Raw genomic sequence first — 19,098 nt, 5'->3', positions numbered from 1 at the left:
TTTTTTATTCTGCAGAGCAGGGCATTCCATTAGGCTCACAAGGTGACTGCTGAGACATACCGACAAAAAAACGCTGTTTTTAACGAAAGTCCAATGAGCTTTTGTCCATATGTGGCAAAATAACGGGTAGTTGATAAGAATGTATTCCCTACCAATCTAATACCGGAGGCCTCTAATGTGGGTGTTTAACTGTACGAAAGCAGCGACGGAGTGTTTTACTGCCACGGTGAAAGGCGAAAAACGCACCTGTGTCGCAACGCCACCGCACAAAACCATTGCTGAATCCATTGAACAGGCCAAAGAGGGGGTGGTGTTTCCTGATCGGTTAGGGCTAACCGACGCATACGACACAGAGTGGCATTGGTTGGTACACTGTATCTCGGTGAAACGGCAAAAATACTTGCTGGTAATGGATTACAATACACGTTATTGCATGACCATGTTAGCGCCAAAAAAAGGAGACGTAGCCAGCTTTTTAAACGATTTTGAAGGGCATTTATACCTGAATGTTATGGGCATTACCGCCCCGCATAATATGAACGTGGAAGAGATTGCGGAATCCTTAGACGCGTGCCATCGACGAGGTAACAATGCGTTATTTTATCAACGCAATGATCGCAGCGCGCAAGCTCATATCAATGATGTGTCTTGGCATTTGCAGCGTCATTGTTACGAAGACTTCATGCTCGAAGAGGAAGAGGACTTACTCGACTTCAACCTTTATACTGGCGAAATCCTCCGTCATGCGAAAGGCCAAAAAGATTATTTTTATCCTGTTCAAGCTTTTTTACTGCAATGGCTCAACGCCTATTCTTCTGATCCAGAAAAAACCATCACACCGAACTTGTTGGAAGTGAAAAATTACTTTCAACGCTTCTCGTTAGACAATATGGTAGAAGACTTGGATGACGACGCCGCCGACGCCGCCCTTGACGAATTGCTCAAATCCTTGCCAGTTGGTGTTGCGCATTTGGGGGAAGGTGAACGGAATCAAAAAAATGCCAAAACAAAAAACGCCAAACCCAGCCCTGAGAAGAACAAAGACGTTAAGCAAAAAGACATTAAACACAAAGACAATGTCATCGACTTCTCTGTGTATCAGAAGAAGCGTTAAATCGACTAATTTGTTTGCTATATAGTAAACTTTTAATGTTTAGACTATATTGTTTGCTATATAGTAAACTTTTGCATGTCAGTAAGGGTGTTGGATAGCAGAATGGCAAATCGAGAAGAAATCGGCGAGAAAATTTGTGCCGCACGCAAAGCGCTGAAAAAAACGCAAAAGCAGATCGCAGAGCAGACAGGTATACATAAATCGACCTTGTCCTTGATCGAAAATGGCCACTTCACTGGGTCGTTAGATATTCTGCAACGTTACCTAGATGCGGTTGGTTTAACACTGGATGTGACGCCTAAAAAGCATCGATTACCCCAATGGGATGAAATAGAAACCCTATTTTCGGAGGATGACTGATGTCTGCTGAAACGTCTTCTTATTCTGCTTTTTATGCTGTTAGTTTCGGACCACAAGAGTCTCTCACAATCAACTGAGATTCAATTCTATGATGTGTTGCTGCAGTGTTGCCGTTTAGCTGTTCTAGCAGCATGGCCACCGATTTCTGACCATGTTCTTCTGGGAAGGTTTTTATGGTGGTGAGACGAATAGGAGCATAATTAGCCAGTGGAATGTCATCATAACCGACAATAGCGACGTCTTCAGGTACTTTTAATCCCTTGTCTGACAGTGCTTTTATTACCCCAAAGGCAACCGTATCGTTACCAACAAAAATCGCGCTAAAGGAGGTGTTTTTCTGCAATAAGCGCAGACAGGCTTGGTATCCACTGTCGGCACTTAAATTGGCAAATTCTTTGACTGCGTACTGCTCCAGACCGGCTTCTTCTAGAGCACTTAACCAGCCTCTTTCTCGAGAATGCACACTGGCAAAGGTGGAGGATGCAAATCCAATATGAGCTATTTTTTTATGGCCGAGTTGAATTAGGTGATTGACGGCCAGTTTCGCATTAACAAAGTTATTACTCCCTGTCGTGCTGAATTCGTATCCCGTTGCAATGCTGCGTGATGGACTGCCAAAGGCAACAAGAGGCATAAATAAACGATTGATTTCAGAGAGCTCTCGATAATCACCTTCTCTGGGGTTTACGACGATCAAACCATCTACGCGACCACTTTTAGCCAATCTTCGATAGTTCTGTGACGCTTCGCCATCGGTAGACTCGATTAATAGTTTCATATTTTGTGCACGAGATTCTTCCGCTACAGAAGCGACAACACGAGCTAAGAAGGCATCCACATAAAGATGTTGAATGTCAGGTAGCACGAGTCCTATGGTGGCTGACGAGCCAGAAGCAAGAGATTGTGCTGCCGCATTAGGTTCATAACCCAGTTCTGCTGCCGCATTGAGCACTTTGGTGCGAGTTGCTTCACTGATGCCAGATTTTTTAACATTGTTCAATACAAAGGATACGGTGGTTCGAGAGACGCCTGCAAGTCTAGCCACCTCGATACTGGTTGGTTTCATATCGGTATCCTAAATAAGCGCCACTCAATGCTTATTATTTTTGAGTAAAGAGTGGCGCAAAAGTTACAGTAAGGTTAATGGTAAAAATAGTCGGGTAGGTAGTCCCGATGTGCTTCCATCAATTCATCCACCATAGCACGTATTTGTTTTATATCGAGCACGGAACTGGTGTGAGGATCTAACATGGCAGCATGATAAATGTGATCTCTATTCTGCTCTAAAACGGCGTTTACCACCATTTCTTGTACGCCCACATTGGTTCGCATTAGGGCGGCAAGTTGAACAGGTAAACGGCCAACACGAGTTGGAGTAACGCCATTATGATCGACTAAGCAAGCGAGTTCAACGGCGCAACCCTCGGGTAAGTTATCAATGAGCTTATCATTGATAACGTTGCCATAGATTACGCTCGGCTCCCCCGTCACCATGGAATTGATAATCGTACTACCGTATTCAACGGAACGTTTGATTTCGGATAAGCCAGAAAGCATGTGCGCTGCATTGTCAATTTCTCGTGACATCACCTTGATATTTTTTGCTTTCAGCTGATCTTTCAGCATCGCTGTGGATTGTGATCCTGGGTGACGTAATTCTTCTTCGATAAAAGGCCACGCTACCTCATAGACTTGGCATCGGCCTGGGTATTCGTCGAGTGGAATATGAAAGTCAGTAAGCAAATCTTCACGTCCGGGTTTGATAAACCATGGCACATATTCGGCAAAGTGTTCACTGGATTCTGTCGGGAAATAGCCGAATTGTTGCATCACCTCATAGCGAACACGGTTCCAGTCTGGCATTGTATTGTGCTTGGCCAGCTCTTTTAATTTGGGGTATAGATCTTCACCCTTGTGCTCTAATTTTGTATAGAACGCCATATGGTTAATGCCAGCACACTGAAACGCTATGTCATTCACTGGAATGCCAAGATCTTGAGACAGTTCATATGCTGTGTGCTGTACGCTGTGACATAAGCCAACGGTTTTGACTTTGTCGCTTGCTTTGTTTAAAGCCCAAGTAATCATTGCCATTGGGTTTACATAGTTGAGATGGATGACCTTATCACTACTGACTTCTTCCATATCTTTTATCATCTCTAACATGACTGGGATCGTGCGCAGTCCTCGCATGATGCCGCCGATGCCCAGTGTATCGCCAATCGTCTGTTCAAGACCGTATTTTTTGGGGATATCAAAGTCGCGCACTGTCGCTGGTTTGTAGCCACCCACTTGAATGGTGCTCAGGACAAAATCGGCGTCTTTTAAGGCAATGCGACGATTTTTTTCGGTACTAACGTCGGGTTTAATATCAAGCATATCAGCCAATCTATGTGCTACGGCTAAAGAGAGATCCAAGCGATGCTCGTCAATGTCATGCAACACAATTTTGGCATGTTTAAGGGCTGGCAAAGACCAGATGTCGCCCAATAGGTTTCGAGTAAAAACGGTACTACCCGCTCCAATAAGTACAATTTTAGGAGAAAGCATTATGTCTATCCTTTAGTCAGTGGCCATTCACGTAAAAAGAGTTTGGCCAGATTAATTGTTGTTATTTGCTGTAACGGAGAACTTTTTTGTTGGCATCTGAAAGGGCTTCTTGTGCACTTTCTTTGCCGAGTAAAATTGATTGAATGGCGCTTTCCATCGTGCTATCGATACGTGCACCATTTTTAGCAATCGGAGGAAGATAGGTTTCAGATTGCGACATGGTCAGAAAGGCTGAGGAGTCGATATTGCGTTGCATTTGGGCGCCAACGGCTTTTTCCGCCATGCCTTTAATGGCAGGAAAGACCACACCTTTTGATGCGACTACGCTTTGGCAATCGGCAGAACCTAAATATTTCACCCATTGCCATGCTTCTTCTTTGTGCTGAGAGCCGCTCCAAATCGAATCGGCAAGGCCGTTAAACATGGTGGCGCGTTTACCTGATGGGCCTTTAGGCAGAGGCACCCAGTGATACTTACTTTTCACATTGTTATCGAAGTAGGTAATCATCCATGAACCCTGAGGAATAATGGCGGCTTTACCTGCGATAAACATGGAATCCGATCCAAGAGACTGAGTGTTTTTAAAATCAGCAGAAAGGCCTTGTTTAGCCAGCCCAGTAATATAATCTAGTGTATCTGCAAGGGATTTATCATCGTAATAGAATTGGCTTCCCCATGGTTTGTCTTGAAATTTAAAGCCATTTGAAGCAGCAAAATGACTCCATTCTGTTTGTCCTAACATGCCGCCAGCACCAGGATTCTGGTAGCCATAAACCGCCACATTATTGGGATCAAATTTATCTGAGGTTGCGTTGTTGCCATTTTTATCCAGTGTCAGTTTGCGAACAATTTGTTCGAAACTGCCACCGTCTTGCGGGTTCCACGTCATGAAATTAAGCTCGTCTAAGGTCACCCCCGCTTTTTCGGCCATGTCCATGTTGACGATCATTGCAATGGTGTCCCAGTCTTTGGGTAAGCCAAATTGTTTGCCGTCTTTGCCCCACACTTCGTAAAGGCCGTCTGTGTAGATACTGGGATCCAGTTTGTCACGCTCGATATAGCTCGATAGGTCCACAAGCTGGTTGTTTTTCACAAACTCAGGGTACTTTGCCAAATGATCTGTGAACACATCGGGCGCAGTACCAGAAACAAAGCCAGTAGAGAGAGCCGTCCAATAATCATCCCAACCCGATTGGGTGATTTTGACACTGATGTTTGGGTGCTTCGCGCTAAAATCCGTGGCGCACTGTTGGTAAGCTGGGAGCTGATTGGAATCCCAAAGTACATATTTTATTTCTACCGCGTGGGCGGCACTTGCACTGACGGCAATGGCCAGAGAAGTGAATGTAAGGCGTTGTATTTTCATGGTATATCTCCTTTGTTATTTTTATTTACCGCCAGTGAACTGGACAGATTCGACGATACGACGACCAAAAAAGAACAACATGATGATGGTCGGAATAGTGGCAACAACGGTGGCTGCCATTAAACCGCCCCAATCAGGTTGACCTTGAGGGGTTTGAGATTTAAATGACTGCAGGGCAACGGGTAAGGTTTTCATGCTGTCATCGGTAGCAATAAGAAAAGGCCAGAGAAACTCATTCCACATATTGATGGTGGTTAAGGTGGCGACCGTCATCAATGGTGCCCAACTAAGTGGTAGGGCAATTTTGAAAAAAATCATGAAAGAATTTGCGCCATCAAGCTGAGCCGCCTCTTCAATATCTTTGGGTAAAGAAATAAAGAACTGTCGCAAAAAGAATACGGCGAAACCGTGCATTAAGAAGAAGGGAGCCACCATGCCCAGCATGGAATTCAGTAAACCTAAATCTCTCATTAAAACGAAATTTGGGATCAAGGTAACCACACTGGGGATCATCATTGAGGCAACGAAGGCACCAAAAAGTAATTTGCTGCCATAAAAGGGAATACGAGCAAAAGCGTAAGCCGCTAATGCGCAGTTAAAGGTTTGTACAATGACAATAATGCCCGTAAAAATGACCGAATTAATCATTGATGTTGTGATGTTTATATTCGCACCGGAACCACCAGCGGCAATGGATTCCTCTGTACTCAATAGGCCAAAAATCTTCTTGTAATTAGACAACGTAGGATTGTCAGGCAAGAGCTGTGTCGATGTCGTATAAAGCTCTCCCGCTGGGACAAATGATGTCTTTGCAACAAACAATAATGGAAAGAGGGTCACCACCAACATGGTGATTAAGACCAACCAAGCGACGCAACGTGCAGGGGTCATTTTTTTAATTAAGATCACTTTCGGAAGCCCTCATAATGTGCATTTGAAGAAGAGTGTAAGCCAACATAATCATGCATAAGGTGACTGACATTGCGGAGGCATAGCCCATTTTGTAAAAGCTAAAAGCGTTTTGAACGATGTAATAGACAATGACTCGAGTGGAATCGAGAGGGCCACCTGCCGTGGTGACGGCAATGGTGTCGAAGATTTGAAATGACCCTGTTACACTGGTGACTAAGACAAACACCATCACTGGCCTTAACAGAGGCAAGGTGATTTTGCGGAACATTTGAAATTCCGTGACCCCTTCTAAAGACGCTGACTCATAGAGGTATTTAGGAATTGTTTGTAGACCCGCTAAAAAGAGCATGGCGCATAATCCCATATGGCGCCAAATGTTAATGGCTGCTACTGACACCAGCGCTTGATCAGGGTCACCAAGATAGGCTTGAGGCGTTAAACCAAAGAACGAAACTAGACTGTTCACAATGCCTAGAATCGGATCTAACATCCACAGCCAGACTAACGCTACCAATACATTGGAGAGTAAATACGGCAGCAAGATAGCGGCTTTGACAAAAAGCGATTTGGTTAAACGATCCATGGCGACCGCTAAAAACAACCCCAGCATGACTTGTAAAGGAATATTAAGCAGCACATAGTAAGCGGAGAGTTTTAAACCATTCCAAAACTGATCGTCCTCGAGCATGTCGACATAGTTGTCGAGCCCAACATAATATGGCTCACTCAGTAAGTTCCAGTCGGTGAAACTTATGCCAACAGCCCGACCAGCAGGCCATGCGTAAAAAAGCAAAAAGCCAATCAAAGCAGGAAAAATAAACAGATACCCAAAGAGTGAATTCTTCATTTTGCGCGACATAAATGGCATGGTTATTCCTTCTTATTTTTATAGAACTAACGCGCGTTAGTTGTTTGGTTTAAAAAATTTGCTACCAATTAACGATCTAATAAATACTAAACTAACGCGTGTTAGTAAAGGGTTATTTTTATACGTCTATCGATTTGGTAGAACGCGTTCGATCAATGTTTTGCCTGCTTGGTCGAATAAGTAACAATCGCTCTGTTTGATTCCCACGCTTAAAACATCACCAGAGGTAAGTACATTCTCACCAGATACTTCAATCGTCATATTGTTGTTTTCAAAGCGGCTATAAAGGTAACTGATGCCACCTAGATGTTCCGCGACATCAACTGTGATATCAAAATGAAAGCCATCTTCTTGCTTTGCTAAGTGGATGTGTTCTGGACGGAACCCTAGGGTTACAGGGTCTCCAATAGAAAGTTTATCTGATTGAATTTTAAAGAGTATTTTTTGTCCATTAAAAGCAACTATAACCGAATTGTCAGCTTCAATATCACTGATCAGTGCGGGTAAAAAATTCATTTTGGGAGAGCCGATAAAACCGGCGACGAACATATTGTTGGGATTATGATATAGCTCCATAGGAGAGCCGACCTGTTCAATATGACCCGCTCGTAGAACAACGATTTTATCCGCCAATGTCATGGCTTCCACCTGATCATGGGTAACATAAATCATAGTCGCTTTGAGTTTCTTATGAAGTTGGGCTATCTGTATGCGCATATCAACACGTAGCTCAGCGTCTAAGTTGGAAAGCGGCTCATCGAATAAAAAGACATCAGGTTCACGTACGATGGCTCGACCAATTGCCACACGCTGTCGTTGACCACCAGACAGTTGTCTTGGCTTGCGATCAAGCAGTTCATCAAGTTGCAGAATGTGACTGGCTTTGGTGATTCGTGTGTGAATGTTTTCTTTTGATTCGCCACGCATTTCCATGCCAAAACTCATATTTTCTCTGACGCTCATATGCGGATAGAGGGCATAAGATTGAAATACCATGGCGACGCCTCGATTAGCTGGCGCGATGTTATTCATGTTTTTATCGCCGATTTCAATAACGCCTTCCGTTATTTCCTCAAGACCGGCAATTAAGCGTAGTAAGGTAGATTTACCGCAGCCGGAAGGGCCGACAAAAACCACAAATTCTCCGTCACACAGTTCAAGATTGACACTGTGTATAGTCTCTAGCTTATCAAAACGTTTGGTCACGTTTTTTAGGGTTATATTTGCCATATTTTGCTATTTCCTATCTTGTTTTTATAATGGAACGTGGTTCCATTATTTTACCCAATTAGGACTAAGTCAAGTGTGGTTTCGCAAACTATCGATTATTGATATTGAATAGGTAGGCTAAATATGGCTTTATTTGCGAAAAAGTCGTTGATCTTCATAAGATAAATAACACAGCACTAAGGCGAAATAGGCTTAGCCGCTCTGCTATGTTTGGGCAATCCCACTGAAATGAGCGCGGTTAAACCGATAAATCCTGTGGAAAACCAAAGGCAGGTAGCCAGTCCATGCTCTTGGTAAAGCCATCCTGAGAGCACGGTGCCAATGAGTCGGCCCATGGAGTTTGCCATGTAGTAGAAACCCACGTCGAGAGAAACGCCATCTTCCCCTGCATAACTGACAATCAAATAGCTATGTAAAGATGAGTTCACCGCAAAGATAGCGCCAAAGGCGAGCAAGCCGACAATAACCGCGAATTCCACCTGCCAGTTATAATCCAAAGCAAGAGCGATAAAAATAGGCGTGACTCCCAGCGCCAGTGCCCAACCCAAAGCGTGTCGCCCATCGGGCAATTTGCCTTGTGACTTACCTGTTAGCAAAGGCGCAAAACTTTGCACAATGCCATAGGCAATGACCCACAGGGCTAAAAATCCCCCTACATACCAATGATCCCAGCCAAAGGTGCTGGCTAAAAACACAGGTAGCGCCACTACAAACCATACGTCTCGTGCGCCAAATAAAAATAGCCGTGCAGCGGATAAATAGTTAACCGCTTTGCTTTTTGAGAAAATGTCGGTGAATTTAGGTTTGTTTTTCGCCTTGCCAAGGTCTTTTTTTAGGCTAATCAAGCTGGCGATCCACACCAACGTCAGCATAGCCGCCATGAGCAAAATAGCGCCTTGGAATCCTAATAGACTAAGCAGTGCGCCCCCCAAAAAGAAGCCAACGCCTTTTAAAGCATTTTTAGACCCAGTGAGAATGGCGATCCATTTGTACAGCTGTCCCTGAGCGTCATTGGGCACCAGCAATTTGATCGAGCTTTTGGCGCTCATTTTATTCAAATCTTTTGCAATGCCCGATAAAGCTTGTGCTCCCATAACCCAAGGCACGGTGAGTAAACTGGCCGGAACCAGCAACATGGCGAGGGCGATGATTTGCATAAACAGCCCCACATTCATGGTGCGATTTAAGCCAAGCCGGGCACCAAGCCAACCTCCGACAAGATTGGTAACAACCCCAAAGATTTCATAAAAGACAAACAACATAGCAATGTCAAATGGGCTGTAACCTAGCCCATAGAAATACAACACCACCAACATGCGCAAGGCGCCATCGGTTAGGGTAAAAGCCCAGTAATTACCCGTAACGACCAGGTATTGACGAATGTCTGGAGAAAGCAGCGCAAGGCTTAACATGTTGGATTATTCCTGATCAGCAAGGCCAACCATACGCATCAACTCCGCGGTGCGATTGGCGTAGCCCCATTCATTGTCGTACCAAGCATACAGCTTTACCTGAGTGCCATTGATTACCATGGTGGACAAGGCATCGATAATGCTGGAGCGTGGATCGGTTTTATAATCCACGGACACCAGCGGACGTTCTTCGTACCCTAAAATGTCTTTTAATTCGGTTTCCGATGCAGTTTTTAACAGTTGATTGACTTCTTCTACCGTGGTCTCACGTTCCACTTCAAACACACAGTCGGTTAACGACGCATTGGCCAAAGGAATGCGCACCGCATGACCGTTTAACTTGCCTGTTAGCTTAGGGAAAATATGCGTAATGGCCGTTGCAGAGCCCGTCGTGGTTGGAATCAAACTCATGCCACAGGCTCGGGCACGGCGCAAATCTTTGTGGGGTGCATCAAGAATGGTTTGCGTATTGGTAATATCGTGAATGGTGGTCATCGAGCCATGTTTGATGCCCAGTGTTTCATGGATGACTTTTACCACAGGCGCCAAACAGTTTGTGGTGCAAGACGCCGCCGTCACAATGGTATGTTGGGTTTTATCGTACAAATGCTGGTTAACCCCCATGACCACATTCAGTACACCGTCTTCTTTTACGGGGGCAGTCACCACAACACGTTTCACACCTTGGTCAAGATAAGCTTGCAGTAGGGCTTTGCTTTTCATTTTGCCACTGGCTTCGATTACCACATCACAGCCAGACCAGTCGGTTTCTGCGATGGTTTTGTTTTGTGTGCAGACGAGGCGTTGGCCATTCACTATCATCACATTGTCTTCCGCGTGAGCTTGGTGATGCCAGCGTCCATGAACTGAGTCGAAAGTGATCAGATGCGCCAATGTTGCGGCATCGCCAGCGGGATCATTGATTTGTACAAACTCCACGTCATCCCAATCGAATGCCGCTCGAAAAGACAAACGTCCCATTCGACCAAAACCGTTAATACCGACCTTAATTGTCATAACAACCTCAAATAGAATGCAGTAACCAATGAAAAGAATGAGCCATCAAAACAGTAGGCTTATCAGCCATAAATTAGCCAAACCAATGCCGAGTGCGATTCGCAAACCACACTAAACTAAGCATCACAGGCACTTCCACTAACACACCCACCACGGTGGCAAGTGCCGCACCAGAATGCAGGCCAAACAATGCAATCGCGACCGCGACCGCCAATTCAAAGAAGTTTGACGTGCCAATCATGCAAGCTGGCGCCGCAATATTGTGCGGCAGCTTCATTTGCTTGGCTAAAAAATACGCAATGGCAAAGATGCCATAGGTTTGAATCAATAGGGGAATGGCAATCAGCACAATCGCTTGAGGATTAGACAGGATCGTGTCTGACTGAAGGCCAAACAACAGCACGACGGTGGCCAGTAAACCAATAACAGACCAAGGTTTCATCGTAGAAAGAAAATGCTGCAGTTTTTGGGTGTTTTGACTTTTCTCTAGTGTCTGGCGAGTGAGAACGCCTGCAATGAGCGGAATTAAAACGTACAACACCACTGACAACAGCAGCGTATTCCAAGGCACAGTGATGTCCGTCATGCCCAATAAAAATCCGGCGATAGGCGCAAAAGCAAAGATCATGATCAGATCATTAACCGACACCTGTACCAGAGTATAAGTGGCATCGCCCTTCGTCATTTGACTCCAAACAAACACCATGGCGGTACAAGGCGCAACGCCCAGCAAGATCATCCCAGCAATGTATTCTGATGCCGTTTGCGGATCGACCCAGTCTGCAAACAAGACTTTAAAAAACAACCAGCCCAAAAAAGCCATGGTAAAGGGTTTGATTAACCAATTAATGACCAAGGTTAACACCAGCCCTTTGGGCTTCTTGCCCACGTCTTTTATCGATGAAAAATCGATTTGTACCATCATCGGATAGATCATTAACCAAATCAGTACCGCAATGACAAAATTGACCTGTGCGTACTCAAATTGCGCGATAAGAGAAAAATAGTTAGGAAAAAGGCGACCAGCCACAATGCCGACAACAATAGCAAGGCCAACCCAAACCGATAAATAACGCTCAAACACACCCACTTTTTAACTTCCTTATGTTGTCTAAAGACTATGCGCAGCAAGCAACGGCACGGTCTGGTCGATCACCCATGGATTGCAATTGTTGTTGATTGATAACAAGAAAATCTTCGTTCTGAGTGGCGGTTTCGGATAGAACGGACAAGGCCCACTCAGGCAGTGTTTTATTAATACTATAAAACACCCATTGACCCTGACGACGGTCTGTTAATAAACCACACTGGCGTAATTGGGCCAGATGACGAGAAATTTTAGGCTGACTTTCGTCAAGTGCCTTCATCAACTCACAGACGCATAATTCCTTTTCTAAATGAATGAGTAACATGCAGCGTAAGCGCGTTTCGTCAGCAAGACACTTGTAAAATTGTATAGGGTTCAAAGGATGCTCCTCATGCTACTGGGTCATAAGACGGTCTAAGTCTTATGATATTGGCAATGTTAATACATGTGTTTTTTAAAATATATGAAAATTAATATATATGAAAAAAAATATAAGATGAGTATTTTCTGTCATCTTTCTGTCATGTACATCTTTCATTATGGGTTTATTCAATTTTAAACAATCCATTTGAGAGGGTACTACTATGAACAAAAGCAAACTTCTTATTGCCATGTTGCTAGGCGCTTCTTTGACCGCTTGCGCCACTACGGCGACAGAATCGTCTATGGCGTCAACATACGACATTGATGGCTTCAAAACAGAAATTGAAGACGGTCGCCTTTGGGTATTTGAAGCAGGCTCTGAGGATCTAGCATTCTTTAAAGAGCATGGCGAGCCAGCAAAACAATTTACCAGCATTGGTACGGGTCCAAACGGCATGACGGTTAAAGCGGCCAGCCAAGAGGCTCTAGACAAATATCTAGCGGCTATGTCTGGTGGTTCTGAGTTTGACATCCAAGGTTTTAAAACCAAGATAGAAGATGGTCGTCTATGGGTATTTGAAGCGGGCTCTGAAGATTTGGCTTTCTTTGAACAGCACGGTGAACCCGCTAAACAGTTTACCAGCATTGGTACCGGCCCAAATGGCATGACAGTGAAAGCGGCCAGCCAAGAAGCGTTGGATAAATACCTATCTAGCTACAAAAAATAAGCCAGTATCGGCCGCTTCTAAAAAGCCAATAGCCGATATCTAAAATAAACGCCCCAACAGAACAAGGTAGTTTTGTTGGGGCGTTTTTGTTTCTGAATGTCACGCCGTTGACGATGGTTTTGTCGGTCGATAGACGCCATGGAGTAACAATCTCAATATGCCTGAGTTTATGTTGTTTTCGGTTAATTTTTTCCTGACAATCTTTATTTTAAATGCCTCTGAAATGCCAACAAATCATCGACTTACCGTGTTTAGTGAAAAATTGTCATTTTTTTTGTGACAATCTGGGTTGTGACGTTTTTCGTAACAGGGTCTAATAGGCCAAATCCTTAATTCATTCATTATTTTAAGACGCCAATACAAGGACGCTTCATGACTCAGGACATCGTAATTCTGGCCGCCGGAAAGGGCAGCCGAATGAAATCCGCTTTTTCTAAGGTATTGCATAAAGTCGGTGGTAAAGCCATGGTGAGACGAGTGCTAACCACGGCTAGCACCCTTCCAGAATCCAAATTGCATCTTGTTGTAGGACATCAAGGCGAGCAAGTCGAAGCGAATTGTCAGGATTTTTCAGCCAATATTGTTTGGCAAGATAATCCGCAAGGTACAGGCGACGCGCTACGTCGTGTTGCGCCTTATCTGCAAGCCGATGGCGCCACATTAACCTTATACGGTGATGTTCCTCTGATTCGAGCTTCGACATTGGCAAAGATGACCGCGTTATCGACGCCAAATACCTTGGTTTTATTGACCATTGCTCTTGATAATCCAACCGGTTACGGCCGTATCGTGCGTGATGCTCAGGGTAAAGTGACCGCCATTGTGGAGCAAAAAGACGCCTCACCAAGTCAGCTTGCTATCACCGAAGTGAACACGGGGATTTTATTGGCACCCAATAACCATCTGCAGACTTGGCTTGCGGCGCTAACCAACAACAACGCCCAAGGTGAGTATTACCTGACCGATGTGATTGCCATGGCCGCTCGTGACGGTGTGGATATCGTCACAGTGAATCCTGACAACGCAGCGGAAGTGGCGGGCGTCAACGACCGAGTACAATTGGCTGCATTAGAAAGAGAGCTGCAGCATCAGCAGGCCATCCATCTGATGCAAAACGGCGCCACCTTATTAGACCCATCTCGCATTGATGTGCGCGGTGAATTGACCACAGGCCATGACGTTGTGATAGACGTAAACTGTGTGTTCGAAGGCAAAGTGGTATTGGGCAATGGCGTTGAAATTGGCCCTAACTGCCACTTAAAAGACTGCATCATTGGCGATAACACCGTCATTAAAAGCCATACTTTAATAGACGATAGCCAAGTGGGTGAGTCTTGTGACATTGGGCCTTTTGCGCGTTTGCGTCCTGGCACACAGTTATCGAACAAAGCCAAAATCGGCAATTTTGTTGAAACCAAAAAAGCACGAATTGGCGAAGGCAGTAAGGTCAATCATTTGAGTTACATTGGCGATACCGACATGGGTGCCAATGTAAACGTAGGTGCCGGAACGATTACGTGCAATTACGATGGCGTGAATAAACATCTTACACAGGTCGCCGACAACGTATTTATCGGCTCAAATACTTCGCTTGTTGCCCCGGTACAAATCGCCGAGGGCGCGACGATCGCGGCGGGTTCGACCATCACCAAACAAGTCGGTGAGAAGCAACTTGCGTTTGCCAGAGCGCGACAAACCAACAAAGACAATTGGCCTCGACCCGTTAAAAAGTAACGACTCTTGAAAAAGTGAAAGTGAAAAGGGGTCAGATCCCTCAACCGACACGATTTTTCGAATTGAATAACTCTTTATTTTTTTAAGGGATCTGACCCTTTTAGTAGACTCAAAAAAGGACTCTCACATGTGTGGAATAGTTGGCGCCATAGCACGCCGTAATGTATCAAAAATTCTTATCGAAGGACTTAGCCGCTTAGAGTACCGTGGTTATGATTCTTCTGGTGTGGCAATTAACAACGAAGAAGGGGTGTATTCACACCGTGCCGTGGGCAAAGTGCAGGCACTAAAAGACAAGTTTGAAGTGCAACCCCTCGATGGCAAAATGGGGATCGCGCATACTCGCTGGGCGACCCATGGTAAACCGACAGAAGCCAATGCTCACCCGCATTTTTCTGGCGATGATCTTGCTTTGGTGCACAACGGCATCATTGAAAATCATGAACCCTTGCGCCGCGAATTGAAAGAAAAAGGCTATGAATTCAGATCCGAAACGGATACCGAAGTCATCGTCCACCTCATTCACGATGCGATGAAAACACAGCCGGACTTATTAAAAGCCGTGCAAACCACATTAACCAAATTACATGGTGCCTTTGCGATTGGCGTGGTACAAAAAGACGACAATGAACGTTTCATCGCGGCTCGTAAAGGCAGTCCGTTGGTGGTTGGTGTGGGGATCGAAGAAAACTTCGTCGCTTCCGATCAATTGGCCTTATTGCACGTGACCGACCAGTTTATCTTCCTAGAAGAAGGGGATGTGGTTGAAGTCAGCCGCGATAGTGTGTCTATTTATGATGCCAATGGTGACTTGCAAGAGCGTCCAATCAGTGTGTTCAACCACAACATTGATGCCACGGACAAAGGCGAATTTCGCCACTACATGATGAAAGAAATCTACGAACAGCCGAAAGTCATTAGCGCTTGTTTGGAAGGCCGCATCAGCGAAAGCAAAGTGCTAACGAGCTGTTTTGGTGCCGACTCTGCTTTCTTAAAAGAAGTGGAAAATGTTCACATCGTTGCCTGTGGTACCAGTTATCACGCCGGTATGGTGGCAAAATATTGGATCGAAGACCTAGCGGGCATACCGTGCAGCGTCGAAGTGGCCAGTGAATACCGTTATCGTAAAGTGGCCGTACCAAAGAAAACCTTGTTTTTGACCCTGTCGCAATCGGGTGAAACCGCCGATACGTTAGCCGCGTTGCGCATGGCAAAAGAGTTGGGTTATCTAACGACATTGGCGATCTGTAACGTGCCATCCAGCACCTTGGTGCGCGAGTCTGCCTTGACTCTTCTTACCAATGCGGGCCCAGAAATTGGTGTGGCGTCCACCAAAGCCTTTACCACTCAACTGACCGCGTTGCTGATCACCAGCGTTGCCATTGCTGTGGAAAATGGCTTGTCTGCTGAAAAAGAGAAAGAGCTGGTGCAAGCCTTACGCTCATTGCCTGCTCACGTGAACGCAGCACTATTGCAAGACGCTCACATTAAGGAAGTGGCTGATCGCTTTGCCAACAAACACAATGCTTTGTTCTTAGGCCGCGGCACCATGTACCCTATTGCGTTAGAGGGCTCATTAAAACTCAAAGAAATCTCTTATATCCACGCAGAAGCTTACCCTGCGGGTGAACTCAAGCACGGCCCATTGGCTTTGGTTGATGAAGACATGCCAATTATTGCCCTCGTACCTCACAACGACATGCTAGACAAACTTAAGTCTAACTTGCAAGAAGTGGCAGCCCGCGGTGGTGAATTGTATGTCTTTGCAGATAAAGACACGGACCTACATAACGAAGACAATATTATTTTCACCGAAGTGCCAAAGGTCGATAGCATTTTAGAGCCTATCGTTCATACCATACCGTTACAGTTATTGTCTTATCACGTTGCTGTGGTGAAAGGTACAGACGTAGACCAACCGCGTAACCTAGCGAAATCCGTTACGGTGGAATAAGGTTTGGTTTTGTATTATCGGCTTTTGACGGCCTAAAGGCCGACCTACACGTGATTGGTTTTATGTAGGTCGTGCTTTAGCGCGTCAAGGTTTTGGTCTGGTGTAATCGGCTTTTGACGGCCTACAAGTGATTGGTTTTATGTAGGTCGTACTTTAGCGCGTCAAGGTTTTGATCTTTGTATCATTGGTCTTTATATAGTTTCAAGAAAACAATTTGCGTCATTCCCTCCTAGAATCATCAAACATACACCATACTAAAATCTGCTCACTGAGATATATCTTCTAGGTTTTTTTATAATGAAAGTCTGTAGAGACCCTTAAAAGGCGAGCTGTTCTGAAAATCTACTTAAATTTAGGTTTAGTTAGCGGTTTTTTAGCGAAAAAAATGGTCTTCGTGCTAGGTAATGGTATAAGTGAAGGCGTTAATTCAGCAATGCCCTTTGGACAAGTTTAAGCAGGTTTATTATGCAGTGGTTTCAGTCAAGGCTAATTTTTCGCGTGTTTATTACCACTTTTTTACCAACATTGCTGTTGGTGTTGGCGTTTCTTCCCGTCTATCAAACTAGCCAGCAAACGTCGATTGCCAATCAACAGGTGGCAGAGTCTTATTCCATCATGGCCGATTTGAATCAGTTGACGCAATTTATTGTCGATGCGCAAACGGCGGTGCGTGGTTATTTGCTCACTGGCGACGACAGCTTTCTAGAGCCCTATTACCAAAGTTTGTCAGCGGTACGCGCTTTGCAGCAAAAAATGCTCAATGGCCCTGAGTTAACAGATCAGCACAGAACAATATTGACCGCCGTTATCGCTGGGTTTGCCGAGTGGCAAAATACAGTGGCGAAAGCGCAAATTACGACATTCAGAGCCAATCGAAGTAATCAGCAAGCGTCTTTTGCCGATGAAGGTAAGCAGAAAATTGATGTTCTAAAAACCTTGGTAGATGATCTCATCTCGGTAGAATATTCACGGCTAAAACAACGTCAGCAACAAAGTGATGACGCCGCAGACGACGCACGTTCTTTTTTGATGGCGAGCATGTTTTTTAGTTTAGCGTTGGCGTTTGTGTTTGCCAGTTTTACGGCTTTTTATACCGCCAACTCTTTAAATCAAATTACTCAGGTTGCCAGAGCCTTTGCGGCAGGGGATTTAAAGCAAAGAGCAAACACCAAGGGAAGAGACGAATTTAATATACTGGGTACCGTTTTTAACCAACTCGCTGAACAGTTGCAACAAATGATGCAGTTGGAAAAACAACAGACGCAACAGCTGCATTTGCAAGTGGAAAAATTGGTAAAAGCCAGAATCGAAGACGCACGTCAATTGAAGCTGGTGGGCGAATTGTTGCAAAGCTGTCAAAACGAAGCCGAAGCCGCCGATGTGGTACGCATTAGCTGTCAGAAAATCTTTAACGGCAGTAGTGGCGCGCTTTTTTTATCCGCTGACGACGGTTTTGAGCAGGCATCTGGCTGGGGAACACAGTGCTATGAAGCGCATTTCGAACATGATAGCTGTTGGGCCGTGCGTCGAGCCAAATCGCATTTTTATGAGAGTAATGATACCGCACTGCAGTGCGATCATCTACATGACCACGCTGAGCCGGTTTTGTGTATTCCTTTGTTGGCAAGGGGCGATCTTGTCGGCGTGCTCAGTATAGAACCTTGTCTTGATTTTCAGTCAGCAGCAAGCTGGTTAGAGGAAAATCAAGAAGGTGCCGCGAACCTCGCTGAGCAATTAGCGTTAGCGCTGATGAACATTAAACTCCGAGACTCCCTGCAAGAGCAAAGCTTGAGGGACGCATTAACCGGGCTTTATAACAGAAGGCAGATGGACATAAGTTTTGAGGAAGCATTTGAAGAGGCAGAAGAGCAATCTTCGCCACTGTCTGTTTTATTAGTCGACATCGACCATTTCAAAAAATTGAACGATGTACATGGGCATGCTGTTGGAGATGAAGCACTCAAACTCTTGGCGGATTTACTCGAAGATATGTTCAGAGGTACGGACGTAGCCTGTCGTTTTGGAGGGGAGGAGTTTGTTGTCTTATTGCCTGGAGCCGATTTAGCAAGCGCAGTAAAAAGAGCTGAAGAGCTTAGAGAGCGTTGCCAAGCCATGACGTTGTTTACGGATGGCAAGCCCTTACACTTTACCCTATCGATCGGTGTAGCCGCTTTAGCGGCTGAAATAGGCCAGCCAGATGAATTGCTTAAGCGTGCAGACGATGCTTTGTACAAAGCAAAAAATCAAGGGCGTAACAGGGTTGAAACAGCGGACTTAATGGACAGTTAGTGTCATTCGCAACGGAGTTTCATGGACATTCGCCTGATTCGTAACCTCTTGTAAAGCGACATAGAGTTGTGTTGATGCTTAATCTATAATTCGCGGGTCATTGGCCTCTATCAC

General features: G+C 45.0%; 16 protein-coding genes. 6 read left to right on the top strand and 10 right to left on the bottom strand.

Annotation, left to right across the window (positions count from 1 at the left end; genetic code table 11):
• The first annotated feature begins 175 nt into the window (after positions 1-175).
• Positions 176-1,114 (top strand): DUF6933 domain-containing protein, encoded by a 939-nt coding sequence (locus DK187_RS09485; RefSeq protein WP_111607113.1) that lies wholly within the window; start codon positions 176-178, stop codon positions 1,112-1,114.
• Between the two features lie 102 nt (positions 1,115-1,216).
• Positions 1,217-1,474, top strand: a complete 258-nt coding sequence (locus tag DK187_RS09480; protein ID WP_111607112.1) for a helix-turn-helix domain-containing protein — start codon at positions 1,217-1,219, stop codon at positions 1,472-1,474.
• Between the two features lie 31 nt (positions 1,475-1,505).
• On the opposite strand, the gene DK187_RS09475 is transcribed toward DK187_RS09480, so the two are convergent.
• The 10 genes from DK187_RS09475 to DK187_RS09430 form a co-directional block, all read right to left on the bottom strand.
• Positions 1,506-2,540, bottom strand: a complete 1,035-nt coding sequence (locus DK187_RS09475; protein WP_111607111.1) for a LacI family DNA-binding transcriptional regulator — start codon at positions 2,538-2,540, stop codon at positions 1,506-1,508.
• A 74-nt stretch (positions 2,541-2,614) separates the two neighbouring features.
• Complete coding sequence (melA, locus tag DK187_RS09470) at positions 2,615-4,024, bottom strand: alpha-glucosidase/alpha-galactosidase (protein ID WP_111607110.1); 1,410 nt, start codon at positions 4,022-4,024, stop codon at positions 2,615-2,617.
• Positions 4,025-4,085: 61 nt separating this feature from the next.
• Positions 4,086-5,390, bottom strand: a complete 1,305-nt coding sequence (locus DK187_RS09465) for an ABC transporter substrate-binding protein (protein ID WP_111607109.1) — start codon at positions 5,388-5,390, stop codon at positions 4,086-4,088.
• Positions 5,391-5,411: 21 nt separating this feature from the next.
• Positions 5,412-6,299: a carbohydrate ABC transporter permease gene (locus tag DK187_RS09460; RefSeq protein ID WP_223232294.1), complete on the bottom strand. Its 888-nt coding sequence runs from the start codon at positions 6,297-6,299 to the stop codon at positions 5,412-5,414.
• Positions 6,286-7,170 carry a carbohydrate ABC transporter permease gene (locus tag DK187_RS09455; protein WP_111607108.1) on the bottom strand — a complete coding sequence of 295 codons (885 nt, stop codon included), beginning with the start codon at positions 7,168-7,170 and terminating at the stop codon, positions 6,286-6,288. The genes DK187_RS09460 and DK187_RS09455 overlap by 14 nt, the downstream gene beginning before the upstream one ends.
• 126 nt (positions 7,171-7,296) lie before the next feature.
• On the bottom strand, positions 7,297-8,400 hold the full coding sequence (locus DK187_RS09450; RefSeq protein ID WP_111607107.1) for an ABC transporter ATP-binding protein: 1,104 nt from the start codon (positions 8,398-8,400) through the stop codon (positions 7,297-7,299).
• Positions 8,401-8,576: 176 nt separating this feature from the next.
• Positions 8,577-9,812, bottom strand: coding sequence for an organoarsenical effux MFS transporter ArsJ (gene arsJ / locus DK187_RS09445; RefSeq protein WP_111607106.1), 1,236 nt, complete (start codon positions 9,810-9,812; stop codon positions 8,577-8,579).
• 6 nt (positions 9,813-9,818) lie between these two features.
• On the bottom strand, positions 9,819-10,829 hold the full coding sequence (locus DK187_RS09440; protein WP_111607105.1) for an ArsJ-associated glyceraldehyde-3-phosphate dehydrogenase: 1,011 nt from the start codon (positions 10,827-10,829) through the stop codon (positions 9,819-9,821).
• A gap of 73 nt (positions 10,830-10,902) precedes the next feature.
• Positions 10,903-11,919 carry an ACR3 family arsenite efflux transporter gene (arsB, locus tag DK187_RS09435; protein WP_111607104.1) on the bottom strand — a complete coding sequence of 339 codons (1,017 nt, stop codon included), beginning with the start codon at positions 11,917-11,919 and terminating at the stop codon, positions 10,903-10,905.
• Between the two features lie 28 nt (positions 11,920-11,947).
• The gene (locus DK187_RS09430; protein WP_111607103.1) at positions 11,948-12,295 is read right to left on the bottom strand and encodes a metalloregulator ArsR/SmtB family transcription factor; all 348 of its coding nucleotides are present in this window, start codon (positions 12,293-12,295) and stop codon (positions 11,948-11,950) included.
• 205 nt (positions 12,296-12,500) lie between these two features.
• On the opposite strand from DK187_RS09430, the gene DK187_RS21390 reads away from it, so the two are divergent.
• From DK187_RS21390 to DK187_RS09410, 4 genes are all read left to right on the top strand, one after another.
• Positions 12,501-13,007 (top strand): hypothetical protein, encoded by a 507-nt coding sequence (locus tag DK187_RS21390; protein ID WP_223232295.1) that lies wholly within the window; start codon positions 12,501-12,503, stop codon positions 13,005-13,007.
• A 372-nt stretch (positions 13,008-13,379) separates the two neighbouring features.
• Positions 13,380-14,741 (top strand): bifunctional UDP-N-acetylglucosamine diphosphorylase/glucosamine-1-phosphate N-acetyltransferase GlmU, encoded by a 1,362-nt coding sequence (gene glmU / locus DK187_RS09420; protein WP_111607102.1) that lies wholly within the window; start codon positions 13,380-13,382, stop codon positions 14,739-14,741.
• 127 nt (positions 14,742-14,868) lie between these two features.
• Positions 14,869-16,695, top strand: a complete 1,827-nt coding sequence (gene glmS / locus DK187_RS09415) for a glutamine--fructose-6-phosphate transaminase (isomerizing) (protein ID WP_111607101.1) — start codon at positions 14,869-14,871, stop codon at positions 16,693-16,695.
• A 498-nt stretch (positions 16,696-17,193) separates the two neighbouring features.
• A complete protein-coding gene (locus DK187_RS09410) occupies positions 17,194-18,984 on the top strand; it encodes a sensor domain-containing diguanylate cyclase (RefSeq protein ID WP_204355609.1) in 1,791 nt (596 codons plus the stop codon).
• The last annotated feature ends 114 nt before the right edge of the window (positions 18,985-19,098 follow it).

The sequence above is a fragment of the Marinomonas arctica genome (assembly GCF_003259225.1).
GTDB lineage: Bacteria > Pseudomonadota > Gammaproteobacteria > Pseudomonadales > Marinomonadaceae > Marinomonas > Marinomonas arctica.
The sequence above is the reverse complement of the archived record's forward strand: the minus strand, read 5'-3'. Positions and strand labels throughout refer to the sequence as shown.